General features: G+C 60.8%; 17 protein-coding genes. 7 read left to right on the top strand and 10 right to left on the bottom strand.

All coding sequences use genetic code 11. The annotated features are described in order from the left end of the window. Window positions 1-249 precede the first annotated feature (249 nt). The 5 genes from LB553_RS26825 to LB553_RS26845 form a co-directional block, all read right to left on the bottom strand. Window positions 250-1,266 carry a glycosyltransferase family 8 protein gene (locus LB553_RS26825; RefSeq protein WP_224517763.1) on the bottom strand — a complete coding sequence of 339 codons (1,017 nt, stop codon included), beginning with the start codon at window positions 1,264-1,266 and terminating at the stop codon, window positions 250-252. A gap of 42 nt (window positions 1,267-1,308) precedes the next feature. Further along, on the bottom strand, window positions 1,309-2,289 hold the full coding sequence (locus tag LB553_RS26830; protein ID WP_224517765.1) for a glycosyltransferase family 2 protein: 981 nt from the start codon (window positions 2,287-2,289) through the stop codon (window positions 1,309-1,311). Window positions 2,290-2,531: 242 nt separating this feature from the next. After that, on the bottom strand, window positions 2,532-3,704 hold the full coding sequence (locus LB553_RS26835) for a polysaccharide pyruvyl transferase family protein (RefSeq protein ID WP_224517767.1): 1,173 nt from the start codon (window positions 3,702-3,704) through the stop codon (window positions 2,532-2,534). 116 nt (window positions 3,705-3,820) lie between these two features. Continuing rightward, window positions 3,821-4,690, bottom strand: a complete 870-nt coding sequence (locus LB553_RS30860) for a DUF4038 domain-containing protein (RefSeq protein WP_411962209.1) — start codon at window positions 4,688-4,690, stop codon at window positions 3,821-3,823. A gap of 34 nt (window positions 4,691-4,724) precedes the next feature. Beyond that, on the bottom strand, window positions 4,725-6,173 hold the full coding sequence (locus LB553_RS26845) for a DUF4214 domain-containing protein (protein WP_224517769.1): 1,449 nt from the start codon (window positions 6,171-6,173) through the stop codon (window positions 4,725-4,727). A gap of 368 nt (window positions 6,174-6,541) precedes the next feature. Between LB553_RS26845 and LB553_RS26850 the strand changes: the two genes are divergently transcribed. Further along, the gene (locus LB553_RS26850; protein WP_224517771.1) at window positions 6,542-7,993 is read left to right on the top strand and encodes an oligosaccharide flippase family protein; all 1,452 of its coding nucleotides are present in this window, start codon (window positions 6,542-6,544) and stop codon (window positions 7,991-7,993) included. Between the two features lie 112 nt (window positions 7,994-8,105). Here LB553_RS26850 and LB553_RS26855 read toward each other — a convergent pair whose 3' ends face one another. Both LB553_RS26855 and LB553_RS26860 read right to left on the bottom strand, forming a co-directional pair. After that, window positions 8,106-9,251, bottom strand: coding sequence for a glycosyltransferase (locus LB553_RS26855; protein ID WP_224517773.1), 1,146 nt, complete (start codon window positions 9,249-9,251; stop codon window positions 8,106-8,108). Between the two features lie 134 nt (window positions 9,252-9,385). Then, window positions 9,386-10,663, bottom strand: coding sequence for a glycosyltransferase family 4 protein (locus tag LB553_RS26860; protein ID WP_224517775.1), 1,278 nt, complete (start codon window positions 10,661-10,663; stop codon window positions 9,386-9,388). Between the two features lie 195 nt (window positions 10,664-10,858). On the opposite strand from LB553_RS26860, the gene LB553_RS26865 reads away from it, so the two are divergent. Further along, window positions 10,859-11,998 (top strand): glycosyltransferase family 4 protein, encoded by a 1,140-nt coding sequence (locus tag LB553_RS26865; RefSeq protein WP_224517777.1) that lies wholly within the window; start codon window positions 10,859-10,861, stop codon window positions 11,996-11,998. Here LB553_RS26865 and LB553_RS26870 read toward each other — a convergent pair. Further along, complete coding sequence (locus LB553_RS26870) at window positions 11,983-13,215, bottom strand: glycosyltransferase (protein WP_412033382.1); 1,233 nt, start codon at window positions 13,213-13,215, stop codon at window positions 11,983-11,985. The genes LB553_RS26865 and LB553_RS26870 overlap by 16 nt on opposite strands. 246 nt (window positions 13,216-13,461) lie before the next feature. Between LB553_RS26870 and LB553_RS26875 the strand changes: the two genes are divergently transcribed. The 3 genes from LB553_RS26875 (at window position 13,462) to LB553_RS26885 (ending at window position 16,131) form a co-directional block, all read left to right on the top strand. After that, on the top strand, window positions 13,462-14,334 hold the full coding sequence (locus tag LB553_RS26875) for a glycosyltransferase family 2 protein (protein ID WP_224517779.1): 873 nt from the start codon (window positions 13,462-13,464) through the stop codon (window positions 14,332-14,334). A gap of 12 nt (window positions 14,335-14,346) precedes the next feature. Beyond that, window positions 14,347-15,654, top strand: a complete 1,308-nt coding sequence (locus LB553_RS26880) for a polysaccharide biosynthesis/export family protein (protein ID WP_224517781.1) — start codon at window positions 14,347-14,349, stop codon at window positions 15,652-15,654. 234 nt (window positions 15,655-15,888) lie between these two features. Beyond that, complete coding sequence (locus LB553_RS26885; protein ID WP_224517783.1) at window positions 15,889-16,131, top strand: hypothetical protein; 243 nt, start codon at window positions 15,889-15,891, stop codon at window positions 16,129-16,131. Between the two features lie 131 nt (window positions 16,132-16,262). On the opposite strand, the gene LB553_RS26890 is transcribed toward LB553_RS26885, so the two are convergent. Further along, window positions 16,263-16,862: a sugar transferase gene (locus LB553_RS26890; RefSeq protein WP_224517785.1), complete on the bottom strand. Its 600-nt coding sequence runs from the start codon at window positions 16,860-16,862 to the stop codon at window positions 16,263-16,265. A 371-nt stretch (window positions 16,863-17,233) separates the two neighbouring features. Continuing rightward, window positions 17,234-19,051, bottom strand: a complete 1,818-nt coding sequence (locus LB553_RS26895; RefSeq protein ID WP_224517787.1) for a GumC family protein — start codon at window positions 19,049-19,051, stop codon at window positions 17,234-17,236. A 680-nt stretch (window positions 19,052-19,731) separates the two neighbouring features. Here LB553_RS26895 and LB553_RS26900 point away from each other — a divergent pair. Both LB553_RS26900 and LB553_RS26905 read left to right on the top strand, forming a co-directional pair. Then, on the top strand, window positions 19,732-21,279 hold the full coding sequence (locus tag LB553_RS26900) for a phosphomannomutase/phosphoglucomutase (protein WP_224517809.1): 1,548 nt from the start codon (window positions 19,732-19,734) through the stop codon (window positions 21,277-21,279). Window positions 21,280-21,291: 12 nt separating this feature from the next. Then, window positions 21,292-23,628 carry a mannose-1-phosphate guanylyltransferase/mannose-6-phosphate isomerase gene (locus LB553_RS26905; protein ID WP_224517789.1) on the top strand — a complete coding sequence of 779 codons (2,337 nt, stop codon included), beginning with the start codon at window positions 21,292-21,294 and terminating at the stop codon, window positions 23,626-23,628. Window positions 23,629-23,827 lie beyond the last annotated feature (199 nt).

The raw sequence follows: 23,827 nt of genomic DNA on the forward strand, positions 1-23,827 counted from the left end.
TGGTCCGGACGCGGTTGCCGATGCCTGACTTTCGGGGAGCAATGCCTGACCGGCAAGCGGAGCAATAGGAGTAGAAGACGGCGCCAAGGATGAGCGAACTATTCTTTTGCCGTATTGCCGTACCTCCATCAAACCTATTCATCGGCTCTTGCGATCAGCAAGGGAGCCGCCTCGATGCGTTGGCGGCTCCCTTGACGAACGCTGCACGAAACGTCCTATCGAGCGCCCTCCATTCGGCCTGCTCGTCAATCACTGCGAAAGCAAAGACAGTATCTTCCGCCTGCGTGTATATCTCCGCCAAGGATACACCCACTTCATACGAAATCTGCTGCGCTCCCGGTGGGAGAGACCCGCGACTATCTGCGCCTCTGGGGGTACCGGAAGCGTGACATCGCAGTTTCGTAGCCGCGACTCTGCCTGGCGATAGAATTTGTTGAAATACTCACCCCAGGGCCAGTCGGACGCGTCCCAGGGTTTGGGTGCGCCGACGAAGTGCCAGATCGTCGGTTTGATTCCTAGTTCGCGCGGGTCCAACGCCATCATGTATTCGCTCTGATAGTTGTAGCGAAGAGGCAGAAAGTCGACGTTTCCCCGCGCGGCGTGATTAAGCGCGCTTTGATCCGACGCGATGCAGCGTTCCGGATGCTCACGCAGAAAGCTGACAGCCGACGATGCGATGGAATTCCATGCGTTTTTCGACGCATATATTACGCCGGAATTGAAATATGCAGTCGGACTACACCCCAAGCCTCTAAGATGGTCTATGTCTCTTCCCTTAGACAAACTTACCTCGTCAATGTATATTTTCATGAAATCAGGCACCGCCATTAGACCGTACTCGGGCGGCGAAATTGCCAACAGGCTGTCGAGCTCGCCGTCCACCATGGCGTCGCCGTCGATATACAGAAGACGTCCGATATCCTCTTCCAACAGTGAACCGACCCACAACCGCGCCAGCGCGATTGGGGGAACGACGTCGCGATGAAATCGGGAGAGTTCGGCCAATTGCGGGAAGCTCGCCGCCCTGATTGAAATCTTCGTCCCGGAAACAGCCGCGGCGAATTGCTGCAACCATGCCTGTTCCGCATTGACGACGAACAGACAGATAGGGGTGCCGCCTCCGGTATGGGCGTCCGCGGACAATGCTGTTGCAAAAGTCGGAAGAAAGTAGTTCTGATCAGTAATCAGAACTACTGCTGCCTTCCCGGTGGTTTTCGGGCACCGGTTTTGTTCGGGAATTGGCGGAGGTATAGTCAGATCCGACATCTGCTATCCCAATCGTTGCTTTGCAAAACGCTGAAAATACGGCTAAGGGCGCGTGCTCGCGAGAACTTGTAAAATGACCTGTCTCGCCCGTTTGAGGGAGCCTTCCATTCTGAACAGATGACCGATGGGCGGTAAAAGCATGGAGGCCGGGGCCAGCCTCCGGCCGAACTTTAAAAGCTCGACGCCGGCCGCGCGCTTGCCCCGCACCAGATGCGATACTGCCGACCAATAGGCGGCCGCCGCCAAATGGTGTCGAACCGTGCGATGAAGCGTTGATGCGTTGGGCATGGTGCCGCCTTCGTGAGCAAAGAAGCTCCTCAAGACAGTTTCGTATTCCTGCAATCTGCGGAGCGCGTCGTGCCACATGACCTGAGAGATGTTGGTCGCGTGCTCGCGCGTTATGGCCAGCGGCACAGACAGCTCCGCAACCGATCCGTGGCGGGCCAGGCGCAGCGCCATCTCCAGGTCGTCGAGCAGCGGCACGGACGGCCGATAGTGGCCGACCGCTTTCTGTACGGATGTCCGCACAAGCATTGCGTGGGCAGTCAGGTTGAATTTCATCTTCCGGCAGCATGTCTCGATCAAACGATCCCCATCCGTCAGGGTCCAGCCGTCGGCGTGCGCAGGCAGGGCAGGAAAGTCGTTCCCTACCCATGGTGCCATGTGCTTGCCCAGCACGAACGATACCTCCTGGAAACGGTCGAGGAGAGTCATCCCAAGGCGAAGGGCTCCCGGCATAAGCAAATCATCGGCACAGAGGATCATGAAGTAATCTGCACGGGCCAAATCCACGCCTTCGTTGAACGAGGCGTGGGAACCGACATTCACCTGATGGCAAACGACCTCGATCCTGTCGTCCGTCGCCGCCAGCCGATGCGCCACCTCGACGCTGTTGTCAGTGGAGGCGTTGTCGATGATGACGATCCTGACATCCTCGATCCCCTGGACAAGAACGCTTTGAACGCATTGCGGCAGGAAGTGCGCATAATTGTAGCAAGGGATGACTATGTCGACGCTAGCCATCAATCACAACCTCCGATGAGGATGCGGATCGCCAAGCTCGCCGACGTCCTCTTGAGCTTCTTCAGCATTGTTCCCACCGATGATGCTGCTCGCACGAGTGAGACCGCAACAGGCTAGCATTTCGACGCCGTCCTTGACCTTCAGACGATGGATGTAGCCCTTACTCCTGGTCCGCGACTTTCGGATGAATACCGGTTACGCATCACCTGGAGACGCCGTGGGGGCGATCGACACCTTGCGCTTCAACCGACCACGCTGGAAAGAAGGCAGGCGCCTTGCCTGTCGACCTGCTTCCTGAACTCGACGAGCCGCCCGCCGATTGCCTGTTCGTGTTTTTCCCTGGCCGCCATCAGCTGTGAAAACTGCGCGATCAGCGTTTCGACATTGAAAGTCTCGACATGGTGGCAGTACTCGCCCAGGCCCACTTCTTCCATCAGCACATCATTCTTCCTCGCGTAACTCAGCGAGATGGTCGGCCTGCTCATCATCAATGCGCAGACGATGTTGTGGAACCGTGTGGCGACGACAATGTCGGTAAGCGCCATCTGCCCCATGACGTCGCCCAGCGAATGAACCTGTTCGTGCGCCAGTCTTGAGCCGGGCCGGAGGACGTTCACGGCTGCCCGGAGCGCGTCGACGGCGACGCTGTCTTCTTCGTCACCTATAAGAAGCCGGACGTCGTGGCCGCTGTCGAGGAGGTGGACGACGAAATGCGCCAGTTTTCCGATGTAACCGGAAAGGATCGACTGGCCGCCCTCGGCAAAGCCGTACCAGCCGCGGTAGGCCATGACGCCGACACCCACCCTCAGCGCCTCGGGCAGTACCCGGGGAGACGGAATTGGCGCGGGCAGGCCGAAGGCGAGGTCTGGATAGATCGCGTCTCCACGGGTGTCGAACCCGACACTTTCCATAAATTCCCTGGATTGCAGGTCTCGGTAGGACCGGTAGTGAGCCAGACGGGCCGCAGAGGTCATAAAAAGGCGGCTTAGTCTGTTCCTAATCGGGCCGGCCCCGATGCTGACAAAGGCGATGCGCGTCCCCACGAGGCGAGCGGCAAGGCACCATTTGAAGATGTCGTACGGCATACCTGCCGGCCTTTCACCGAAATCGTCCAGAATGCCGGTGCCCGGGAAGATCATCACGTCAGACTTGCGGATGCGGCGGATCGTCTGCGCGAAATCGGCAAGTTTTCCGGGGATTTTCAGGAGGAGGCGGTTGATACTTCCGGACAGGCCCGTCGCCGGGCCATTCCGGCGGATGGGCGACGTCTCGATCGCGAATGCCTGTTTGACCACGTCGGGTTCACCGCAGACACATGACAGTTTCACCTCGGGTCTCTCTCTCCTCAGAAACCCGACCATTGCTTCGAGTGAACCTTCATTGCCGAAATTGCCGGAGCCGAAGAGCCCGAACAACGTTATTCTTCGCGGCGTTCGGCGCACCCCGTTGCGGCCGCTTGGCTGGCGGGACCCTGCGATTACGCCGGCGCTGGCCAGGTTGTCGGAGCTGTCAGCAGCGTCGTTCCTGGCACTCATTGGCTTAGTACTGGTCGCGCATAGAGTTCCGGTATCCAATCGGCGTGATCGCGTTTTGGCGACGCGAAAATATTGGTGGCAAACGGGTGATCCGGGAATGCCCGAAAGCCCCGGAAAGAAGCGCCTGGTAGACACGCACCCGCACGCGACGGGCGTCCCCGCCGAACTCGTGTTCGTAGGCGCTCTCGATCAGGAAATAAGGCATGTCGCCCGAGGCGTGCTGGACAAGTGCCCTCCGCGTGGACGGATTCGTAGATGTAGACATCGCTCACCGAAAGCCAAGGCTGTTCCCGCCAGTCCAGAGCTGCCGTTTCGGGTGCGCCGTGGGCGTTTTGCAGGGCATCCGGGTCGGTTTCCTGGATTCCCTCTTCGACCGCCCTGACAAGGCTCCTGTCCGGCGGGTTGTAATCCCCGCCTTCCACCCAGATGATGTTTCCGCTGTCCGACGAATTGGCCGTAGGCTCCCGGGCTTCTCGCGCTGAGCGGTCATCTCGTGGTACCAGCCCGGTCCCCGTCGCCATAGCCACGACAGGAAGGGACGTGCCGCACCACGAAACCGAGATTCGCGTGCCGTGCGCAATACCCAGTCCGCTTGCCTGAAATAGGCTCCGTTGGGAGGGCCGAAGTCGCCCTCGCGAAGGAAAGGGCGGTCCCCGTAGGAATTGGCGGGGCGTCAAATCGGCGATCAGCGCCCACGCGCCGTCGCCATTGATCAGAAAGGCACAGCCGACAGCGTCTTCCAGATATCGTTTGCCGGGTTCCACGAGAGGGAACGGCTGCTGGATCTGGGCGGCCATGGGCGCTTCGCAGGCGTGGCCGGCCAAGGCCGTCGCAGCCAGCAGGTAACCACAGAAGCGCAGATCCATGACAGTCCAGACCTCTATTCGGCCGCACCGCAGGCTAGTTTGCCATTCCGGCGGGATGAGCCGTTTTCGCGTTCGCGGCGAGGTGGACGGAATACTTGTCGGTGAATTCGCTGGAGGTGATCATGCCGCGAGCGATGGAATCCCTCGACATCGAGCCGTCCCTCAGCTGTTTGGAATAGACGTCTAGCCCGTACCCGTCGCTGTCTCTGTCCATGAGCAGCCGGTAGAGGAAGCCGACATAGGTACGGTCGCTCAGGCCGATGATGGAATACTTCTTCAAGAATTCCCTGGAGTGCATCAGTTCAATCATCATTTTGGGAACGTCGACCGAGCCGTCGTCCAGGGCTACTGACCACCGTTCGACATCTTCGTCGCTTGCCTTGCGCCCCAGTATCAAGCAATGGGCGAAACTCGCCTGGCGCATCGTAACGGTCACGATCTTATCGCTGTCCGCAAAATCGCAACTGCGCTGCGGCCTCGGCAGCGGCTGCGGGCCGCGAATCAAGTCCCTCGCTGCAATGTATGCGGCCTTGGGTCCTGCCGGGCTCCAGCCACGGTCCGCGGAGCCGACAAGCCGGACCAATCCCATAGACGCTTCGAAGTCGGGCGCCCAATAGGTTTCATCCAGAAGCTCATAAATATGGGCCGCTTCCACATTGTACTTGGCCTGCAGTTGGCGGAGGCGCAGCATGGCCCGCATCAGCCCTTCGGCCTGCTGCCTTTCGCCCTGCCGACTTCCATAAGGATTGTTGAATTCGGTGACCCAGATCGGCTTCCCGTAGCTGGCGAGCATCTTGAAGGCAGGCTCCGGATCCTGGCCATACATATGCCAGATCGAAATGTCCCATTTGATGCTGTCCTGTTTCATTCGTTCGAATGCCGCAGTGTGACCCCACCCTGCCGTGCCCACGGCCTTGCGGATGCCCGGGTCGACTTCGCTCATGCCGTCGGACAATCCCTTCAGGACGGCGCTGACCTTGGCCCAGCGCGGGCCGAAGTAATCCAGCACTCCGGAGCCGCCCGCTGGACCCCATTCGCAGGGGTAAGTCGTGCCGTCGTCGCGCTTCTCGCATGATTTGATGATGGCATAGTTCTCCATCTCGTTGCCAAGTTCCCAGGCGCGGATGTCATCCTTGAACCGGGATCCGAATGCGACTGCCAGAGCCCGCGCCTTGCGGTAGAGCTCGTCGGTGTTGTCTTTATCAAGATCGATATTGCCGGGGGTGATCACGGGCAGCACCTCGATGCCGTGCTTCTTGCCCTCCGCCACGAGTTCCGCCAACCTGTCTGCCGAGGGAAGGTCGGAAATGTTCACGCGGTAGGACTTCATCCCCAAGTCTTCGAGGTAGTCGAACTGACGCTCGACCGAAATGCCCGGATAGGCCGTAATCGGGTGGCCGTTGGCCCCCCAGAGGATGTCGCCGGAGGCCGACGATACCATGGCAAGCAGACAAGCCGCCCCGATCAACGCACATTTCAACATTTCAGTGCCCCGTTCTAACGAGTTCTGCAACACTATCCTCGTCGCGGGTCGCAACAATCTGTCTATATTGGGAGACCGCCCTCATCCGACTACGTCTTTCGAATGCGGTTCATCATAGCCTTTCGGCCGCGCGGCGACGCTATCCAGTAAAGAGCGACCGCTTTCGAGACCTTCTCCGGATGCGGTGTTTGCCGCCGGAGAAGCGGGTTGAGGCGCCTCTTCGGTCTCAACCGAATGTGGGATGGCCCTACCCCCTTTTGGTTTCTACTTCGAACCGCCGGCCTGTGTTTTTCTGCCTTGGGAACGGTGGGCGGACCCGGACGTCACCGTCGGCGCTTGCTCACTAGCAGCCGGCGTCCGGGACCATCATGAGCGTCAAACGCGCACTTCTGCTGAGCACGGGCGATCGTTATATCGTGATCGGCGTGAATTTTCTCACCATCGCGGCCGTTTCCCGCATCCTGACTCCCGAGGAAATCGGCATTTCGGTGATCAGCCTGGCAATCCTCGGCATCGCACTGTCGGCGCGGGAATTCGCCAGCTCGAGTTTCATGATCCAGCGCCCGGTCCTGAGCAGGGAGGACATCCGCGGCACTTTCAGCTTAATGCTCGCCCTCACGGCCGCAATTGCAGCCTTTCTGGTTGCAGCCGCTCCTATACTCGCGTCCTCCCTCCACGAACAAAAGCTGGTTCCTTATCTTCGGCTGGTATCCGTATGCCTGTTCGTTGAGTTGATCTCCATCCAAGTCATCACGCTGATGCGCCGTGAAATGGCGTTTGGAAAGGTCGCCATGATCAACGTTGCCGGGGCGGCGACGGGAGGGGTGGCGACGATCGCGCTGGCGCTAACGGGGTTCAGCTATATGAGCTTTGCCTGGGCCTGGCTGGCGAGCAGCACGGTCACCGGCATGCTGGCCATCGCGCTCCGGCCGGATTTCTGGATGTTCAGGCCGACATTCAAGCAATGGCGCGGGATAGCCGCTTTCGGCGGTTACAATGGCGCGATCGTGTTTCTTTACAGGGCGTATGAAGCCTTGCCCCTCCTGTTGCTGGGCCGTGTCCTGTCGCCACATGCGGCGGCGCTCTTCAGCCGCGGACTGACGGTGTGCCAGATACCCGACAAATTGATCCTTGGCGGAGCCATGGCAGTCGTGCTTCCTGCTTTTTCCGCCTCGGCCAGGCAGGGCGGCGATCTTAAACGATCCTATCTGCATGCCATCGAAATCATCACCGGACTTCAATGGCCTGCGCTGCTGGCCCTCGCCGCACTATCCTATCCTGTCGTGGACATCGTGCTCGGCCACCAATGGCGGGCAGTCGCACCGCTGGTGCAAGTCATCGCCCTGGCGTCCCTTTTCACCTTCAGCTTCGAGCTGAACCACCCGGTGATGATGGCGATAGGCTCGATCAGGGACATGTTCGTACGGTCGTTGATCGTCGTTCCTGTCTCAGCAGTCGTCATGACGAGCGCGGTCTTGGTTGCCGGACTTATGGGCGCGGCGTTGAGCCTGATGTTCATTGTGCCGTTCCAGGCCTTTGTGTCCTTGAGCTTCGTGCGTCGCAGGCTTTCGCTGCGGTGGGACGAGATAGCTGTCGCCGTCCGAAAGAGCGGCGTCGTTACCGCGTTTACCGTACTCGGTCCACTGGGCATGGTCGTTGCCGGCGGCTTCAGCTTCGACCTGTCGTTGGGACAGGCGATACTCGCTGGGTGTCTTGCAGCGGCCGGCTGGCTGGCCGGAGTGTTCGTGACCAGCCATCGCTTATTCGACGAAATCGTGATTGCCGGTCGAATCTTCCGTAATGCAGTTGCTCCGGCATGATTGTCGGTGCTGTTGCGAACACCTTCCCAGACGGGTGACGCAATTTGGGCTTCATGAAAAGGCGAAGCGCTTCATCCGCTGGTTTTGCCGAAATTCCGGACGGAAACCCGTTTCACATCTTTCTTGGAATTGCTGCCGCGGCCAGCAGTTCCCTCCATTGCTGCAGGAACCAAACCTTGGTTGCAGCTGACGCGATGTCGCGCAGCAAGCGGTTCGTTTGCACCTTCTCCGCGGCGCTTCGCGAAAGCGCTGTCCCCATCGCCTGCGCGATCGCGGCGGGGCTATCCGGCTGCACCTGGGAGCACACGCCCCCGACGGCCTCGGCGAGGGCGCTGCCGGTGGATACTATCGGCAACAGTCCCATATAGGCTGCCTCCAGTGCCGGCATGCCGAAACCTTCGAGAAGACTTGGCAGTACGAATGCCTCGGCATTGCCGTAGAGCCAGCGCAACTGTGCGTCGGGAACGTATCCCATGAGCCTCACACCCGGAACGGTTCCCGCAAGTTCCGCAATCTTCGCGTAGCCGTCGCCGCGCGCTCCGCACAGCACATATCCGACACCCTGGCCATGGAATCCGCCGTCTCGATACGCCTTCAGGGCGGCGATCTGGTTCTTGCGGGTTTCGAACGCGCCGACGGTGAGAAAGAACGGACCGCGCACGCCGGGGGGTGCTTCTGCCGGGCCGTCGAACAGTTCAGTGCGCAGATAGAGCGGGATTGTCTTCAGGAATCGGAAACCGGACCCGAAAAGGATCCCGAAGTTGTTTGCGGAAAAATTGCTGACGAAAACGATGCCGGGCCCGACGCGCCGAATTTTCTCGTAGGCAAGCCGGTAATTGGTGCAGGTCCGTTCGTCGTAGAGATCGCCATGCGTCAGCGGGCCGACATCGTGGCAAAGGACAATGTCGTTTTCCGTCAGGCGTGACCTCAGGACGTAGAGCGGGTCCAGGAACAGCCGGATGCCGCGTTCGTCGACCTTATCACGGATGAGGAAGATTTCTCTGTCCCGGAACCAGTTGATTTCCAGCATCATCAACCGGGCGACAATCTTGCGGACCAGGCCCTCGGGAGCGAAGGAACCCAGCCGCCAATACCGGATTCCCGCCCTGGCCGGGACGAATTCCCGGGTCAGGTCCTTGGCGATGTGATAGGCTCCGGTCCTGTTCAGGATCGACAGCGAGTTGTCGAAGAGAAGGGTGCCGGCGCAGGCAATTCCGCCCGGACCACGTAATCCGCGCGGACCGATCCGTTCGTTCATCTTGCCTTCTCCACGCCACCATCTGATAGAGTGCGATGCCGCTCCAGCTATAATTCCACTCCCGCGCATGCATAACGAGCCGCCCGGTCTCGCCGCTTTGAACATCCCGGCAAGGTTGATCCGTGCCAACCCGGTTAACCGCCGAATTCCCCGAAGTCGGCGTCGACGTGAACCATGAGCTCGAGGTATTTCCATGCGATCCATCGCCAGGAATAACTGCTGGCCCTGGTATATCCCTTGGCGACCAGCCGCTCCCGCAAATCCCGGGTGAGCATCAGCAGGCGGACGGTTTCGGCCCATGATTGGACGTCATCGGGATCGGCATAGAGAGCCGAATCCCCGCAGATCTCGGGCAAACAGGGCGAGGTCGAGGCCACGACTGGGCAGCCCGAGGCCATCGCCTCGACGGCGGGCAGTCCAAACCCCTCGATGCGTGACGGAAACAGAAAGCACAGGGCGCCTTCGAGCGCCTTCTTGAAGTCATCGTCCCCGATCCGCCCAAGGAGGACTATGTTGGCGGGCATGTCCGGGAGGTATCGCAGGATCGTCTTCTCGTCGACATCGCCTGGCATCCAGAGATCGAGACCCATCTCGTCGAGGAGCGGGGCCAGCCTGGCGAGAAGCGCCATGTTTTTGTACTCCTGGTCCCGTCTTCCGAGGCAGAGGACATACGGTCTATCTCGGTCGACTGTCAGGGACGATCTCGTTGCATCCCATCTCTTCGCATGGTCGCTGCCGTTGTAAGTGACGACGATCTTCTCGTCCGGCGCGATGCCGAACTCCACCAGATGGCTGCGCGAGAGCTGCGAGACCGTGGTAATGCGGGCGGCCCGCCTGCCGAGCGTCGGCAGGATAAGGCGGTGGGCCCACCGGAAACCCCGCCCATAGCTCGATGGCATGAGCCTTGTGTGCATATCGTGGATGCACGCGATCTGGCGCCTCAGTGCGATGGGAGCGAGGTTGCAGAAGCTCAGCAATCCTCCCGGTATATGCCAGGGCAACTGCGCCTGCACCCAGAATTGCGGGAGACGTGGCCTGCTGAATTCGGGCACGATCCGGACGGAGATGGCGTCGAGGCGGAAGGTTTCGGGAAGCGGACGCGGAACCACGAGATCGATCTCCATGTCGCGGCCAAGCGGATGTCCTTCCGAAAGGAGAGCATCGAGGGCCATGGTCACTTCGCTGGCGTAGCGGGCTACGCCGGTCGGCCGAAGCGTCGTGAAATCCCCGTTTATCGTCCAGCGCCGTGTCGGCGGTTGCCGGTCCGACCATGTCCAGGCCGTATGTCCGATCAAGGATCCGGCGTCCCCGGCAAGCGAGGTCGCGAGCGGTGTCCTGGGGCGGTGTCCATCCAATAGCTCGGCTGATCGTGCTGGTAGAGATTGCGTTGTGTCGAACTCGATTTTACCCATCTCCACCTCCCCCGGGCCTTTTCGGCGCCCGGACCAGACTAGCATCGCGGGAGGCACGAAGGGCCTCGAATGTTTGAGGTAGGCGGACTACGCATCCTCGCCTATCCGGATGATTTCCGGGTTACCGGATGACCCGATGGCCATGGTGACCTGAGGCCTTCGCAGCCCCACATTGAAGGTTCAAGGGGGGACGACATGGCGCGGCGCTGGACAATCAATGGGCGTTTTCTTTCCCAGCCGACAACAGGCGTCCAGCGCTATGCGCGCGAGGTCGTCCGTTCACTCGACGCTTTGCTCGCGGAACAGGGGCCTCTCGCGCGCGGTCTCGACGTTCGACTGCACTGCCCGCCCGGGTCGGAGGATATTCCCCTGGCTTTCATTGAACGCTTCGAGATCGGCCGCACGAGCGGCCATATCTGGGAGCAGACGCAACTCCCCTCGTCTCTCGGCGGCGGCGGACTGCTCAGCCTCTGCAACACAGGACCTCTGCTTTCCCGCAAGCATATCGTCTGCATCCATGATGCGAACGTATGGAATGCTCCGCAGAGCTACTCCCTTGCGTTCCGGAGCTTCTACCGTATTTTGCTGCCATGCCTCGGCCGGACCGCATGGGGCATTTCGACCGTTTCCAACTATTCGCTGGGGGAGTTGGTCCGCCGCGGCGTCGTCCCCGTGCACCGGGCCTTCTTAGCCCCGAACGGCCATGAGCATGTCTTGCAATGGACGCCTCAACATTCCGCGGGAACACGGCTGGCCGCCTCGCCGCAAACCATCGTCATGATCGGCAGCGCCGCACCCCACAAGAATGTGAGGCTCATCCTGAACATGGCCGAGCGCCTTGCCGCGGTCGGGCTCAGGATTGCGGTTGTCGGCATGTCGGATTCGCGCGTCTTCAGGTCGGGATCGCCCAAGGCCAATGCGCAAAACATCCACTGGCTCGGCCGCATCTCGGACGGCGAACTGGCGGCTCTCCTTGCGGATTCGCTATGCTTGGCGTTCCCCTCGCTCACCGAGGGCTTTGGCCTTCCCGCCCTCGAGGCGATGGCCGTCGGCTGCCCCGTGGTGGTGTCCGACCGAGCCAGCCTGCCCGAGGTCTGCGCAAACGCAGCGCTGTTTGTGCCGCCCGATGACCCGGAAGGATGGTTCGACCGTTTCATGCAGCTGCGCGATTGCGAGGACAAGCGCAAGCAGATGATACGCAGGGGACGAGCGAGAGCCTCGGCATATCGTTGGCGAGCGACGGCCTTGCGCTATCTCAAGGCGATGGCCGCCGCAGACGGCGCCGATACGCTAACGAAGGGTGGTCAGGGTACCCGAACTCACATGATCTCGTGAAGCGCCTGGACGGCCCCGAGCGATTCCAGGATGGCGCGATCGAAGTTCTCTTCCGAAAACCGTCCTGCGTTCCTGGCGCAGGCGCGGGGCGTCACGGCATGGCTGTTCTCTTCGAAGCGTTCGACCGCCTCCTTGAGGTGATCGACGGTCTGGGCCTTGAACAGCACGCCCGTGGGTTCGGGAGAGGACCCAAGGCGCTGCACGATGTCGACCGCCCCGCCGCGGCCGAAAGCGATCAGCGGCGTTCCGCAGGCCTGTGCCTCGGCCAAGGCTATGCCAAAGTCCTCGCAGCCGGCGAAGACCATCGCCTTTGCCCGCGCCAGGGTGTCCACATAGTCCTGCCGGGGCAGGTACCCCGCAAAGGTGACGTTGGGGCCGGCAAGCGCCCGCAGGCTGGCCGATTGCTGGCCTTCCCCGACGACGACCAGGCGCCGCGACGGCATCTCATTGAAAGCTTGGATGACGAGGTCGGTGCGCTTGTAGGGGGCGAGGAATGACGCCGAAACATAGTAGTCGTCCTTGTCCTCCACACAAGGGAGCTCTCTCAGCGAGACGGGAGGGAAGACGACGCGCGCCTCGCGTCCGTAGATGTGCTGGATCCGGGAACGGACATAATTCGAGTTGGCCAGCATAAGGTCGGGACCATGCGCGGTTCTCGTATCCCAAGTCCTCAGGCGATGGAGCATGTACCGATAGAGCATCCCCTTGGGGCCGAAGCCAAGCCGCCCTTGTTGAAGATAGGAAAACTGCTCGTCCCAGGCGTAACGAACTGGGCTGTGCACATAACAGAGATGCGGCTGGTCCGGCCTGGTGATCACGCCGCGCGAAAAGGCGGCCGAAGACGAGATCACCGCGTCATAGCCCGTCACGTCGAACTGTTCGATCAGGAAGGGACAAAAGAAGAAAAGCGAGCGATAGAATTTCTGCACCATCGGAATCCGGTTGGCCGCTGACGTATGGAATTCCACGTCCTGAAAATATTGCTCCTTCACCTCGGACGGCAAAAAATCGAAAAGCGTGAAAACTTCAGCATTGGGGAACTGCTTGCATATCTGCGCCAGTACCCGTTCACCTCCCCGGAAATTCGGGCACCAGTCATGAATGACAGCTATTCTGGCATACCTGTCGACGCGAAGCCCCGGCGCGGCCGGCACCTCCTCGATGGGCATATCGACCCTGGCCGCGAGGGCCAGATCGGAAGCGCGTTCGTGGAGCATGGTTCCCCCTTTGCATCGGCAGGCTAGCAGTCTCGATTCCTTGCGTCGGCCCGGGCAAGTTGTCCGATCGGCTACAGGCTGCTCCGGGCGCATGTTCGCCTAATACTTATGGCTGGGTCGTTCACCGGGGCTACTCCGAAAGCCGATGCCAGGAGGTAAGCCATGCTTTCTCCGTCTCCTTTTATGCAGGCTGTTTCGGCGCCCTTGCCGATTTAGGGTCGGCCTGAACCAAATACTGGACCGGCCGTGAAACTCACCGTGATCATCCCGACGCTTGGCCGCAGCGAACAAGTCGCTCGACTGCTCCGCTATTTGAGCGGCCAGACGAGACTTCCCGACGAGATCATCCTGTCGGCACCCGACGCAACGCATGTCGAACTGCCGGAAAGCTGTCCCTTCCCCGTTTCACTCGTTTTCGGTCCGAAGGGACTGGCTGCGCAGCGCAACAGCGCGCTCGCACGGGCCCTTGGGCGCTCCGACATCATCACGTTCTTCGACGACGATTTTGTCCCATCCGCCGAATATCTGGAACAGATCGAGAGAGCTTTCGCGGAAAATGACGGATGGGCGGTAGTGATGGGCATGGTGGTCCGAGACGGCGCCACGAATGCCGGCCTCACTTGGCAAGCCGCCGAGGCCGCCTTGCGGGAGGCCGAGCTGAAAAAACACCATGGACCGCCGGTGGTCGACCATATCGGTGCGTACGGATGCAACATGTCGCTCCGTTCCTCGCTTGTGGGAGATCTGCGCTTCGACGAGCGCCTCGTCCTCTATGGCTGGCAGGAAGACATCGACTTTACCAGCCAAATGAGATCCAAGGGTCGTGTGGTCTGCGTGACCTCGATCACCGGGGTCCATCTCGGTCTTAAGGCGGGGCGGGTGAGCGGAGAGCGGTTTGGCTACTCCCAGGTCGTGAACGCTATTTACCTGATCAAGAAAGGTTCCGTTCCGGCCTCTTTCGCGCTCCCCCTGATGTTCAGGAACATTGCGGCCAACCTGGCAAAGAGCCTGCTTCCGGAGCCGTATGTCGACCGGAGAGGCAGGCTCAGGGGCAACATGCTAGCGATCCTGCATGTCGCCATGGGGCGGATCGAACCCGAATACATCTTGAAAATCTGAGGCGGAAACACAATGCGGAAATGGCTTGCGACGGTGGCGGCTTCGTTGGCGGCGGCGATCGCCTTCGCCTTGCCGGCGGTGGCTGCCGAGTATCTCCTCGGACCTCAGGACAAGGTCAGGCTCAAGGTATACGAGTGGCGCGCATCGCGCGACGTGATCTTCGAATGGACCGCTCTTAACGATGATTTCGTCGTCGGCGCCGATGGCACGCTGTTCCTGCCATTTGTCGGCCAGATACGCGCACAGGGCACCTCACCGGGCGACCTCGCCCGCGCAATCGGCGACCACCTGATGCGGCAGATGGGCCTCGGCCGGCAACCGGATGTCGCGGTCGAGATCGCCCAGTACAGACCGTTCTACATCGTCGGCTACGTGGCGCAGCCCGGCGAGTTTCCCTACAGACCCGGACTGACGGTGCTACAGGCACTGGGAATCGCCGGCGGTTTGCGGATACGCGAGGATGACATTCCGAGGCTCGAGCGTGAGATCATCGCTGGCCAGGGCGATGTGGGTCTGTTGGCGCTGAGCAGCGTCACTCTGCTTGCGCGCAAAGCGCGGCTGGAAGCCGAGCGGGCCGGCAGCGATGAGATCGCCTTCCCGGCGGAACTGAAGGACAGGGCTTCGAACCCAACGGTCGCGGTGGCGATCGAGCAGGAGAGCAGGATCTTTGCCGTCCGCAAGGAAGCGATGATGACGCAACTGCGTTCGCTAAGGGAACTCAGGGACTTCCTGGAAAAGGAACTGGAGTCGCTCCAGCAGCAGCTAACCTTCCGCGACAAGCAGATTCAACTCATCCAGAAGGAACTGGAGGGCGTTTCGACCCTTGTCCAGAAGGGGCTGGCCGTTGCACCGAGGGAACTTAACCTGGAAGGGACGGTTGCCCAGATGCAGGGCGACAGACTGGCTGCCGAGACCTCGCTGTTACGGGTCAGGCAGGAGATGAGCAAGACCGATATCGAGATTCTCAATCTCAACAACCAGCACGCCAGCGGTATCGCCGAGGCTTTGCGGGAAACGCAATCGCAGCTCAATGAAGTTACCACCAAAGCGGACACCGCATCGCAGTTGCTGCACGAAACCGCGGTCACGGCTCCAGCCCTGCTCGCCCTCAAGGAACGCGCTGAAAGGGCCAAGCCGATCTTCAAGATTGTCAGGACGACGGGCAGCGGTTCGGAAGAAGTGGCCGCTGAGGAAACGACACCGATCAAGCCAGGCGACACCGTGAAGGTTGAAATTCCCCCGCCGCAGCCCGGTTTGGCTGCCCTGCCCGCAGACAGCGGCATTCAGACCGAGAAGCTTCCGGATCAGGGTACCAACTGATCAAGCTCGTATTTCAGCGACGGGGGCTCTGAAGGCTGAAGCCGCTCCAGCTGGAGGCTGTGGAAGGACGGGCAGCAAGACCAAATCCCGTGCTTGTGCGGACCCATGCAACGCCCTTTGCCACTTGCCTAGCACTTCGAGGCCGCGTATCAGTGAGCACTCGCTGGGCTCATCGAGCCCCTGACGGAACCTTCTGCCGCGGTGCGCCAATCAGCCCTGCGGATGCCGCTGGAGATGTCGGTGATCATGGGTGTAGTCGTCGTATCGGCGGCAGGCGTTCTGATGGGACTGCGGTTGAAGGCTCCTGCCCTGATCGCGGCGACAGCTCTGCTCATGATCGGCAGCTTTGCCTGGAATGGCCTTGGGCTACCGGGTTACATCACGATCGCCAAATTTCTCGTCCTGGCGTTCGCACTGGCCTGCGCCTACATCGTTGGTCTGTCGATTTCTGTGCATTGGAAACGCACCCACGTGTGAGCAGCCTCGGCCTTTGAGCAGTTCACATCTGAAGGGGATTGCAACAAGGCTTCATTTGCCCCGCCGCGCCCATGCGACATTCTATGGGGGATCACCTGGCGAAAGCTCTTTGCGTCGCAGAAATCCCCGTTCTAGGAGGCTCTGTCGACACGCATCACCGCAAAGACGGTCCTGATCAGAATCACGAGATCGAGCCAGACCGACCAGTTCCGTACATATTGAATATCCAGTGCCACGCGGCTGGGATAGTCCGTGCTGCTTCTCCCGCTCACCTGCCAGAGACCGGTAAGCCCCGGCCTCGTCCGAAGGTATTCCCCCACCTGATCGCCGTAGCGCTTGAGTTCGTCCTTCACGATAGGTCGTGGGCCCACGCAGCTCATGTCGCCGCGGATGATGTTGAAGAGTTGGGGGAGTTCGTCGAGGCTTGACTTGCGCAGGATCCACCCGAGGGATGTGACACGGGGATCGTCCCTGATCTTGTGGATCGCCTCCCACTCCGCGGTGACCTGGGGATTGGCTTCGAGATATGCCTTGAGAACTTCTTCTGAGTTCGCGACCATCGTGCGGAATTTGTAGCAATTGAACGGCCGTCCGCCGAAGCCCACTCTGCTGTGCGAGAACACAGCCGGACCTCCTGCCGTTATCCTGATCAGCAGGGCAACGACCACCATAATCGGTGCGGCCATCACAAGCGCTGCGATCGCTATTAGCAGATCCATGATCCGCTTCAAGGCGCCTCCCAAGGGAGCGTCCGTCGTTCCTGCCCTCAGGGGGGTCGACAGATCCGCCAAAACCGCCCCCGCGTTATCGGGGTCCGGCGAAGCAACGACATGCAGAACTGTCGCTCGGCTATCGGCCGGCTCAGGGAGAAATGGATGAATCCAGATCGTCGCTCCCTGATGCGGCTGCTTCTCGAAGGCGTCTGTTGTCATAGGGCGATGGCCGGGTTTGAAATTATTTCGATACTCTTCCAAGGCTGAGGCTTGCGGGCAAGAAAGGCAAAGGGGGTATCGCGACGCTCCGGGGCTATCCCCCTAATCCCAAGGAATGATCCCCCTACGCGATTTTGCGACTTTCAAAGGAGGACATTCCGATACGAGGTTCACGCTTTGCGGCGCTTGGACATCGTCAGGAGTACGCCAAGCACCGGCGTCCTGCCGGCCTGCAGTGTCCTGACAAGCTCTCGCAGAGTTTCGACATGCGTCTTGCCCCACTGCGCGATGATGAGAACGCCATCCAGGACGGATCCCACAATCAGTTCGTCGGCGCCCGAGGCGAGGGTCGGCAGGTTGACGATTACGATGTCGTATGCGGCAAGTTGGTTGGCGGCAAGGTCGCCGGCGGCAAGCTCTGCGAGGAGTGCCTTCATCTTGCCTGGTACCAGCAGATGCTTTTCATCCACGGCCGAACTTGGGAGCAGGTCGAACGGCCGCCCCGGAGCGGGGACGATGTTGAGCCGGATAGGGTCCTGGCACGGTTTGCCGTAGGCCCGCAGTGGGCCGAGCAGCCGCGAGGTCATAGTCGACCGGATGTCGGCGTCAATCACCAACGTCTTCAGGCCGGACATCGCGTAAAGCGAGGCAAGGTTGCTGGCGACTGAACTCTTCGGGCTGTCGTCGGAAACGGCGGTCAGCCCGAGGAACTTGATCGGGTGACTGGTTTCCGCGAGGGCGATTTCCGTTCGTGCCTTCCTGAGGCCGTGGCTGAATCGGGAATGCGGGTGTCTTACCACTTCGTCGAGGCGGCCGGAATCCATTCTCCAGCTGGTGGGCGGCAGTTCTCCGACGCAGTCGACGCCCAGGTTGTCCCGGATGTGGCGTGGCGACTTGATGGTCCAGTCAAACGTATGCCTTGCAAATGAAACTCCGACGCCGACCATGAGTCCGGTAACCGCCGCGAGGGCCAACAGCAGCTTCGGCCGGGGCGCGCTCGGATAGAGCGGCGCCGTCGCAGCTGTGATCACCCTTGCGTCGGCAACCGGGTACGATTGCTGGCTTACCGAATTGGTGTAAGCCTGGAGGAAGCTTTCGTACATCTTCTGGTACGTTTCAGCAGTCACCTCAAGCTCTTCCAGCGTCGGCACGGCGTCGCCCCCGCCCTTGGCTTGATGGCCGACGCTGTAGTCGTGCCGTGACCGAAACTCCTGCGCTTTCGCCATCGCCTCGTTCATCTCGGTGCGCAGTTGCCCTAGGCGTTGCTCGAGCCATGCGCCGCCTTCCTTTGCGGCGTCAGTCTTGGTTTCGATCTGCTCGCGCACGAAGGCGTCCGCGGTGGCGTTCGCGATCCTGGCTGCGCCCTCGGGATCGAGAGCGGTGAAGGATATGTCTATCGCGTAGGAGACGCCGACCCTGCGGATGTCGAGGCTGTTGCGAACGATCAACATGCTGCGCCGCCACTTCAGGTAGTCGGTCAACGGCGCGGGCGTTTCAGGTGCGCTGAGCCCGGAAAGCTCCCAAAGCGAGGTGATCCAGGCGCTTTTCCGGAGCCCGAACGTGTCAAGCAGCACGTCTCCAAACGTCCTGAATCTCTCCCGCAAACTCGGAGTCTGCGGACGGTTGAACTCGGGGTCGTCGACAAGGTTCAACTGGTCGAGGACCATCGCAGCGATCTTTTCTGACTGCATGACCGCGATCTGGCTTTCCACCTGGGCGGTATCCAGTGACAGATTCACTTCGCCGCCTTCCTGCAGGTGCTGCGGCAATTTCGGCTCGATCAGAATCTGCGCCTTGGCGGTGAAAGTCGGGGCGGTGGTCGAATTGTAGAACCAAGCCACCAGCAGTGCCGCGGCGAGGCAGACGACGATAGTCCCAACATAGCGTCGTACAAATTCGGTTATGTCGGAGAGGCCAATAAACTCCTGGCCCGCGGGACGCTCCTGATCCGTCGCCGTGGGCCACTGAGCGGGGAACATACGGTTCATTCAATTTCTCCTGCAGGCGTGCGGGAAATCCTGCGAACACGCCGTTCCCGTGCAGGCGGTCGATGGCATTCGGCCGATGTGTCCATTGAAAGCTGAGGCTCGATCCCAGGCTGCCGCCGAAGATTACGCCTGCGTCACGCAAGGTAAACGCCGCCAATTGGCGTATGGGCCCTGCGCCCTAGTGGAAGGGAGAATGCACGGCAGTTCCGCTGTCGTTCTTCGACAATGATATCTGCTGTCCACCGAGAGCGGCCGTCCACGATTGAGCGCCAGGCCCCGTGCAAGGGCATCGATGGGCGCGACTGCGTCGCGTTCTCTTTGGAGGCGTTGGAAAATGGCGAGGGCCCCAGAACGTATGTCCCGTCATCCTTTCCACGCTCAGGGGAGTTCCGCGGAGTCCCTCTCGATTTCAACCTGAATCACCCCGAGAACGCGAGTCAGACGACCGAACCGCCTTTCTTCGACATTCTTCCGAGACGGGGACCTCAATGCGGTCAGCGGCATCTTGCACCCCACCCTTTCATCAGCGCCCGAGAAGGACGCACTCTCCAGATACAAAACTCCCACGGTTGGAAAAAACATCCTTTCGGCTATCGGCGGGCGTGCTCCTATTGGATGAAGGAGCGCGAACCAGGGCGTTAGGGCTACTCGAATTCATGAAGAGGTCCGCTTCCGGCGGCATGCTACTGTGCCCGGAAATTGCGGAGTGGACCGTGAACATAGTCGGCCAAGCCAAGCCAAACACATTCGCATTCGAAACCAGTGCCCTCGTCAAGGCCACCGGCTTCCGGGAATACGATGCGCGTTGGTGGTTCGGGTATCCGGGCTCCGAGAACGAGCCCGAACTCAACCTGATGGGCGCGCAAGCGATCGGCATGGGGCTCGGCACTCTGATCCGCCGAATGGGAGTCGGTCCAGACATCGTCACCGGTCACGACTTCCGCAGCTATTCCATGGCCATCAAGATGGCGCTCATCTCCGGCCTGATGGCGGCCGGAGCGCGCGTCAAGGACATCGGCCTGGCGCTTTCTCCCATGGCTTACTTCGCCCAGTTCGCCCTCGACGCACCGTCGGTGGCCATGGTGACGGCCTCCCACAACGAGAACGGTTGGACCGGAGTGAAGATGGGGGCGCAAAGGCCTCTGACATTCGGCCCGGCAGAGATGACAGCCTTGAAAGCGCTCGTGCTGGCCGGTAAGTTCGATCTAGCGGGCGGGGGAAGCTATGAATTCGTGCCGGGGTTTCGCGAGACATATATCGAGGACCTGACCGCAGGAAAAAAGATCAGCAGAAAGCTGAGGGTGGTGGTTGCCTGCGGCAACGGCACCGCCGGCGCATTCGCGCCACAGGTGCTGGAGCGCATCGGCTGCGAGGTGATCCCACTCGACGTGGAACTCGACCACACATTTCCTCGATACAATCCCAATCCCGAGGAGTTGCTGATGCTGCATGCGATCCGGGACAAGGTTCTGGCGACGGGCGCCGATGTCGGACTCGGCTTCGACGGCGACGGCGACCGCTGCGGTGTCGTCGACAACGAGGGCAGCGAGATTTTCGCGGACAAGGTCGGCGTCATCTTGGCGCGAGACATCTCCGGGCTGTATCCGAAGTCCGTTTTCGTCGCGGACGTGAAGTCGACGGGACTTTTCATGACCGATCCCGTCCTCGCGCGAAACGGGGCAACGACGGATTACTGGAAAACCGGACACTCCCACATCAAGAGACGCGTCCTCGAACTCCATGCCATGGCTGGCTTCGAGAAGTCGGGGCATTTCTTCTTTAACCCGCCGATAGGCCGCGGCTACGACGACGGGCTCGTCACAGCGATCGCTGTCTGCGAGATGCTGGACCGCAACCCAGGCAGGACCGTTGCTGACGTTTACCGCGATCTGCCCCTGACCTTCGGCACTCCGACGATGTCGCCCCACTGCCCTGACGAGGAGAAATACGGCGTGGTCGAGAAGATTGTCGGCGAATTCGCGAAAATGAAGGGGGACGGGACCGAGTTCGCCGGCCAGCCGCTGGCTGATCTGGTGACCGTGAATGGAGTTCGTGTCGTTGCCCAAGACGGTACTTGGGGCCTGGTCAGGGCCTCGTCGAACAAACCGGAAATCGTCGTGGTGGTGGAAAGCCCCGTCTCGCCCGAACGACGTCGAGAGATGTTCGAGGCCCTCGATGCCGTCCTGCGCCGTAATCCGGAAGTCGGAGCCTACAACCAGACATTCTGAGAGCACTGGCCGATGCCGGACCGGATCGTAAGTTTTGTCATGAGCGGAGGCGTCGGATCACGGTTGTGGCCGCTCTCGCGTGAAGATAATCCTAAGCAATTTCACGACCTTTCGGGCGACGGCTCCATGCTGGCCAAGACCATCCGGCGCCTCAAGGCGCGGCCGGATGGCGAGATCCCCATCCACCTGATAGCATCCGAGCGGCACGCCGACCGCGTCATCTCGGATATCGGTCCCCTCGGCCTCAATGGCGGCCGGCTGATCTTCGAGCCTGTCGGCCGCAATACCGCCGCGGCCGTTGCGATAGCCACACTGCAGACGATTTCCGAACATGGCAGGGATGCCCTTGTGCTCGTGGTTCCCTCCGACCATGAGATTTCGACCGAAGCGCAATTCTGGCAAACCGTCGAGGCGGGCAGGCCGGCGGCAGCTTCCGGAAGCATCGTCATATTCGGCATAAGGCCGACACATCCCGAAACCGGGTATGGTTACATCGAGGTTTCGGAAGAACGCGATGGCGTGGCCGCCGTTTCGCGTTTCGTCGAAAAACCCGATGCCCAGACGGCCCGCCAATATGTGTCTTCGGGACGATTCTACTGGAACGCCGGCATTTTCCTGTTTCGCGCCGATACGATGCGGAAGGCATTTCTCGACTTAAGGCCCGACATCTGGGAAGGCGCGGAGCGCGCCGTCAAGACTGCACGGGCCGACGTCTCGGCCATTTACTTGCCCCAGGGCGCCTACTCGACCGTCCCGTCGACATCGATCGACTACGCGGTCTTGGAGCATGCGAATGACATCGCGATGGTCACGGCTTCCTTCCGCTGGAACGATCTTGGATCGTGGCAGTCGCTGCTCGAGACCAGCCCGACCGACCGGGACGGCAATGTCGTGATAGGCGACGTCATCGCCATGGATTGCGACAGCTCCTACCTTAGAAGTCAGGGCAGGCTGCTGACCGTCATCGGCATGAAGCATGTAGCGGTGGTGGCGACGCCGGATGCGGTGTTCGTTGCCCCCGTCAGCAAGAGCCAGAACGTCAAGAAGGTTGTCGAGCAGTTGGAGAAGAGCGGGCGACTCGAGACCAAGTTCACGGCGTCGGAAGATCGGGTCATCATCAGCGGAGCCTGGCGCAGGCGCGTCGAGCATTGGCTCTTCGACGAAACCCTGCCCCTGTGGTCCACGGCAGGTGTTGACGACGTGCATGGCGGCTTCCACGAGGCTCTCGGTTTCGACGCAAGGCCGTTGGACAAACCCAAGCGCATGCGCACCATGGCGCGCCAGATCTACGCTTTCGCGGTGGCGAAGGAACGCGGCTGGGCAGGACCGGCCGGCAGTCTCATCGACCACGGTATCGGCTTCCTCGCGAAATACGGCCGCACTGACCGCGGCGGCTGGGTGCGCACTCTCAATTCCAACGGCAGCGTGGCCGACCCGGCGGAGGACGCCTACGACCATTCCTGTGTGCTCCTGGCGCTTGCCCATGCTCATCGGTGCGGCCATCGGGACGCCTTGCCGCTCGCGCAGGAGACATTCTGTTTCATCGACACTCATCTCGAGGACGGCTCCCTGAGCGGCTTCCTCGAGTCGCCTGGCTGGAACGGGGTACGGAACTCGAACCCGCACATGCACATGCTGGAATCCTTCCTTGCCTGGCATGACGCCACCGGCGACCGCGCCCACCTGCGTCGGGCGGCACGCGTCATCGATCTCTTCCGCTGCCATTTTTTCGACCAGGAAAGCTGGACGCTCGGCGAACGTTTCGACGCCGATTGGCAGCCATTGCCGGGAGACGAAGGACAGTGGACCGAACCGGGGCACCATTTCGAATGGGCGTCCCTCCTCGTCGATTTCTCCCGGGCGAGCGGGCAGAAGGATCTCGTGGCCTTTGCGAGGAAGCTCTATTCGTCGGCGGTCGCCAGCGGATTGAACCGGGCCACAGGCCTGGCTTATGCAGCGGTGTCGCGGCAGGGAATGCCGCTCGACCGGCTGTCCCGAAGTTGGCCGCAATGCGAGGCGATTAAGGCGGCCATCGCCCTGGATGGCATCGGCGGGCCTGACCTGAAACCGGAGATCGAAGCGCGCGTCGCCCGTCTCTTCAGATGGCATATCGATCCCGCGCCGCTTGGCTTGTGGGTCGACAGGATTGACGAGCGCGGAAGGTCGGCGGCGACGGAAGTCCCTGCAAGCATTTTCTACCACTTGGTCACGGCGTTGATGCAATATCTGGATAAGACCGGAGGACAGGTCGAACCCTTCCCGCTGCCAATTCCGATGCGGGCAAACCGTCTCTCAGGAACGCCTGCGGCTGACTCTGAAGCTGTTCAGCGAATATCCGAACTGCTCTAACTATTTGTTTTCACGCAATTCTGGTCGGAAAACCGTCACGCCTTCTTCCTGGAATTGCTCTGAAGTGGTCCAAGCCCGCCACGACCGGCGCCTGCGCGGTTAAAAATTCCGCCAAGGTCCTGCTTCCACGAGGCGCGCACGACGTCGACAGAATGCGAAGCTGGTTCCGGCAGTTTGGTCTCTTCCCCGACCAAGGTCC

The sequence above is a fragment of the Mesorhizobium sp. CA8 genome, assembly GCF_020164955.1.
GTDB lineage: Bacteria > Pseudomonadota > Alphaproteobacteria > Rhizobiales > Rhizobiaceae > Mesorhizobium.

Excerpts from the sequence above, each read along its gene's own strand:
- LB553_RS26885 (WP_224517783.1), top strand. The coding sequence starts at position 15,889 with ATGTCGGTGATCATGGGTGTAGTCGTCGTATCGGCGGCAGGCGTTCTG.
- LB553_RS26845 (WP_224517769.1), bottom strand. The coding sequence starts at position 6,173 with ATGTTGAAATGTGCGTTGATCGGGGCGGCTTGTCTGCTTGCCATGGTA.
- LB553_RS26865 (WP_224517777.1), top strand. The coding sequence starts at position 10,859 with ATGGCGCGGCGCTGGACAATCAATGGGCGTTTTCTTTCCCAGCCGACA.
- LB553_RS26825 (WP_224517763.1), bottom strand. The coding sequence starts at position 1,266 with ATGTCGGATCTGACTATACCTCCGCCAATTCCCGAACAAAACCGGTGC.
- LB553_RS26850 (WP_224517771.1), top strand. The coding sequence starts at position 6,542 with ATGAGCGTCAAACGCGCACTTCTGCTGAGCACGGGCGATCGTTATATC.
- LB553_RS26905 (WP_224517789.1), top strand. The coding sequence starts at position 21,292 with ATGCCGGACCGGATCGTAAGTTTTGTCATGAGCGGAGGCGTCGGATCA.
- LB553_RS26895 (WP_224517787.1), bottom strand. The coding sequence starts at position 19,051 with ATGAACCGTATGTTCCCCGCTCAGTGGCCCACGGCGACGGATCAGGAG.
- LB553_RS30860 (WP_411962209.1), bottom strand. The coding sequence starts at position 4,690 with ATGGATCTGCGCTTCTGTGGTTACCTGCTGGCTGCGACGGCCTTGGCC.
- LB553_RS26880 (WP_224517781.1), top strand. The coding sequence starts at position 14,347 with ATGCGGAAATGGCTTGCGACGGTGGCGGCTTCGTTGGCGGCGGCGATC.
- LB553_RS26855 (WP_224517773.1), bottom strand. The coding sequence starts at position 9,251 with ATGAACGAACGGATCGGTCCGCGCGGATTACGTGGTCCGGGCGGAATT.
- LB553_RS26870 (WP_412033382.1), bottom strand. The coding sequence starts at position 13,215 with ATGCTCCACGAACGCGCTTCCGATCTGGCCCTCGCGGCCAGGGTCGAT.
- LB553_RS26830 (WP_224517765.1), bottom strand. The coding sequence starts at position 2,289 with ATGGCTAGCGTCGACATAGTCATCCCTTGCTACAATTATGCGCACTTC.
- LB553_RS26900 (WP_224517809.1), top strand. The coding sequence starts at position 19,732 with ATGCTACTGTGCCCGGAAATTGCGGAGTGGACCGTGAACATAGTCGGC.
- LB553_RS26860 (WP_224517775.1), bottom strand. The coding sequence starts at position 10,663 with ATGGGTAAAATCGAGTTCGACACAACGCAATCTCTACCAGCACGATCA.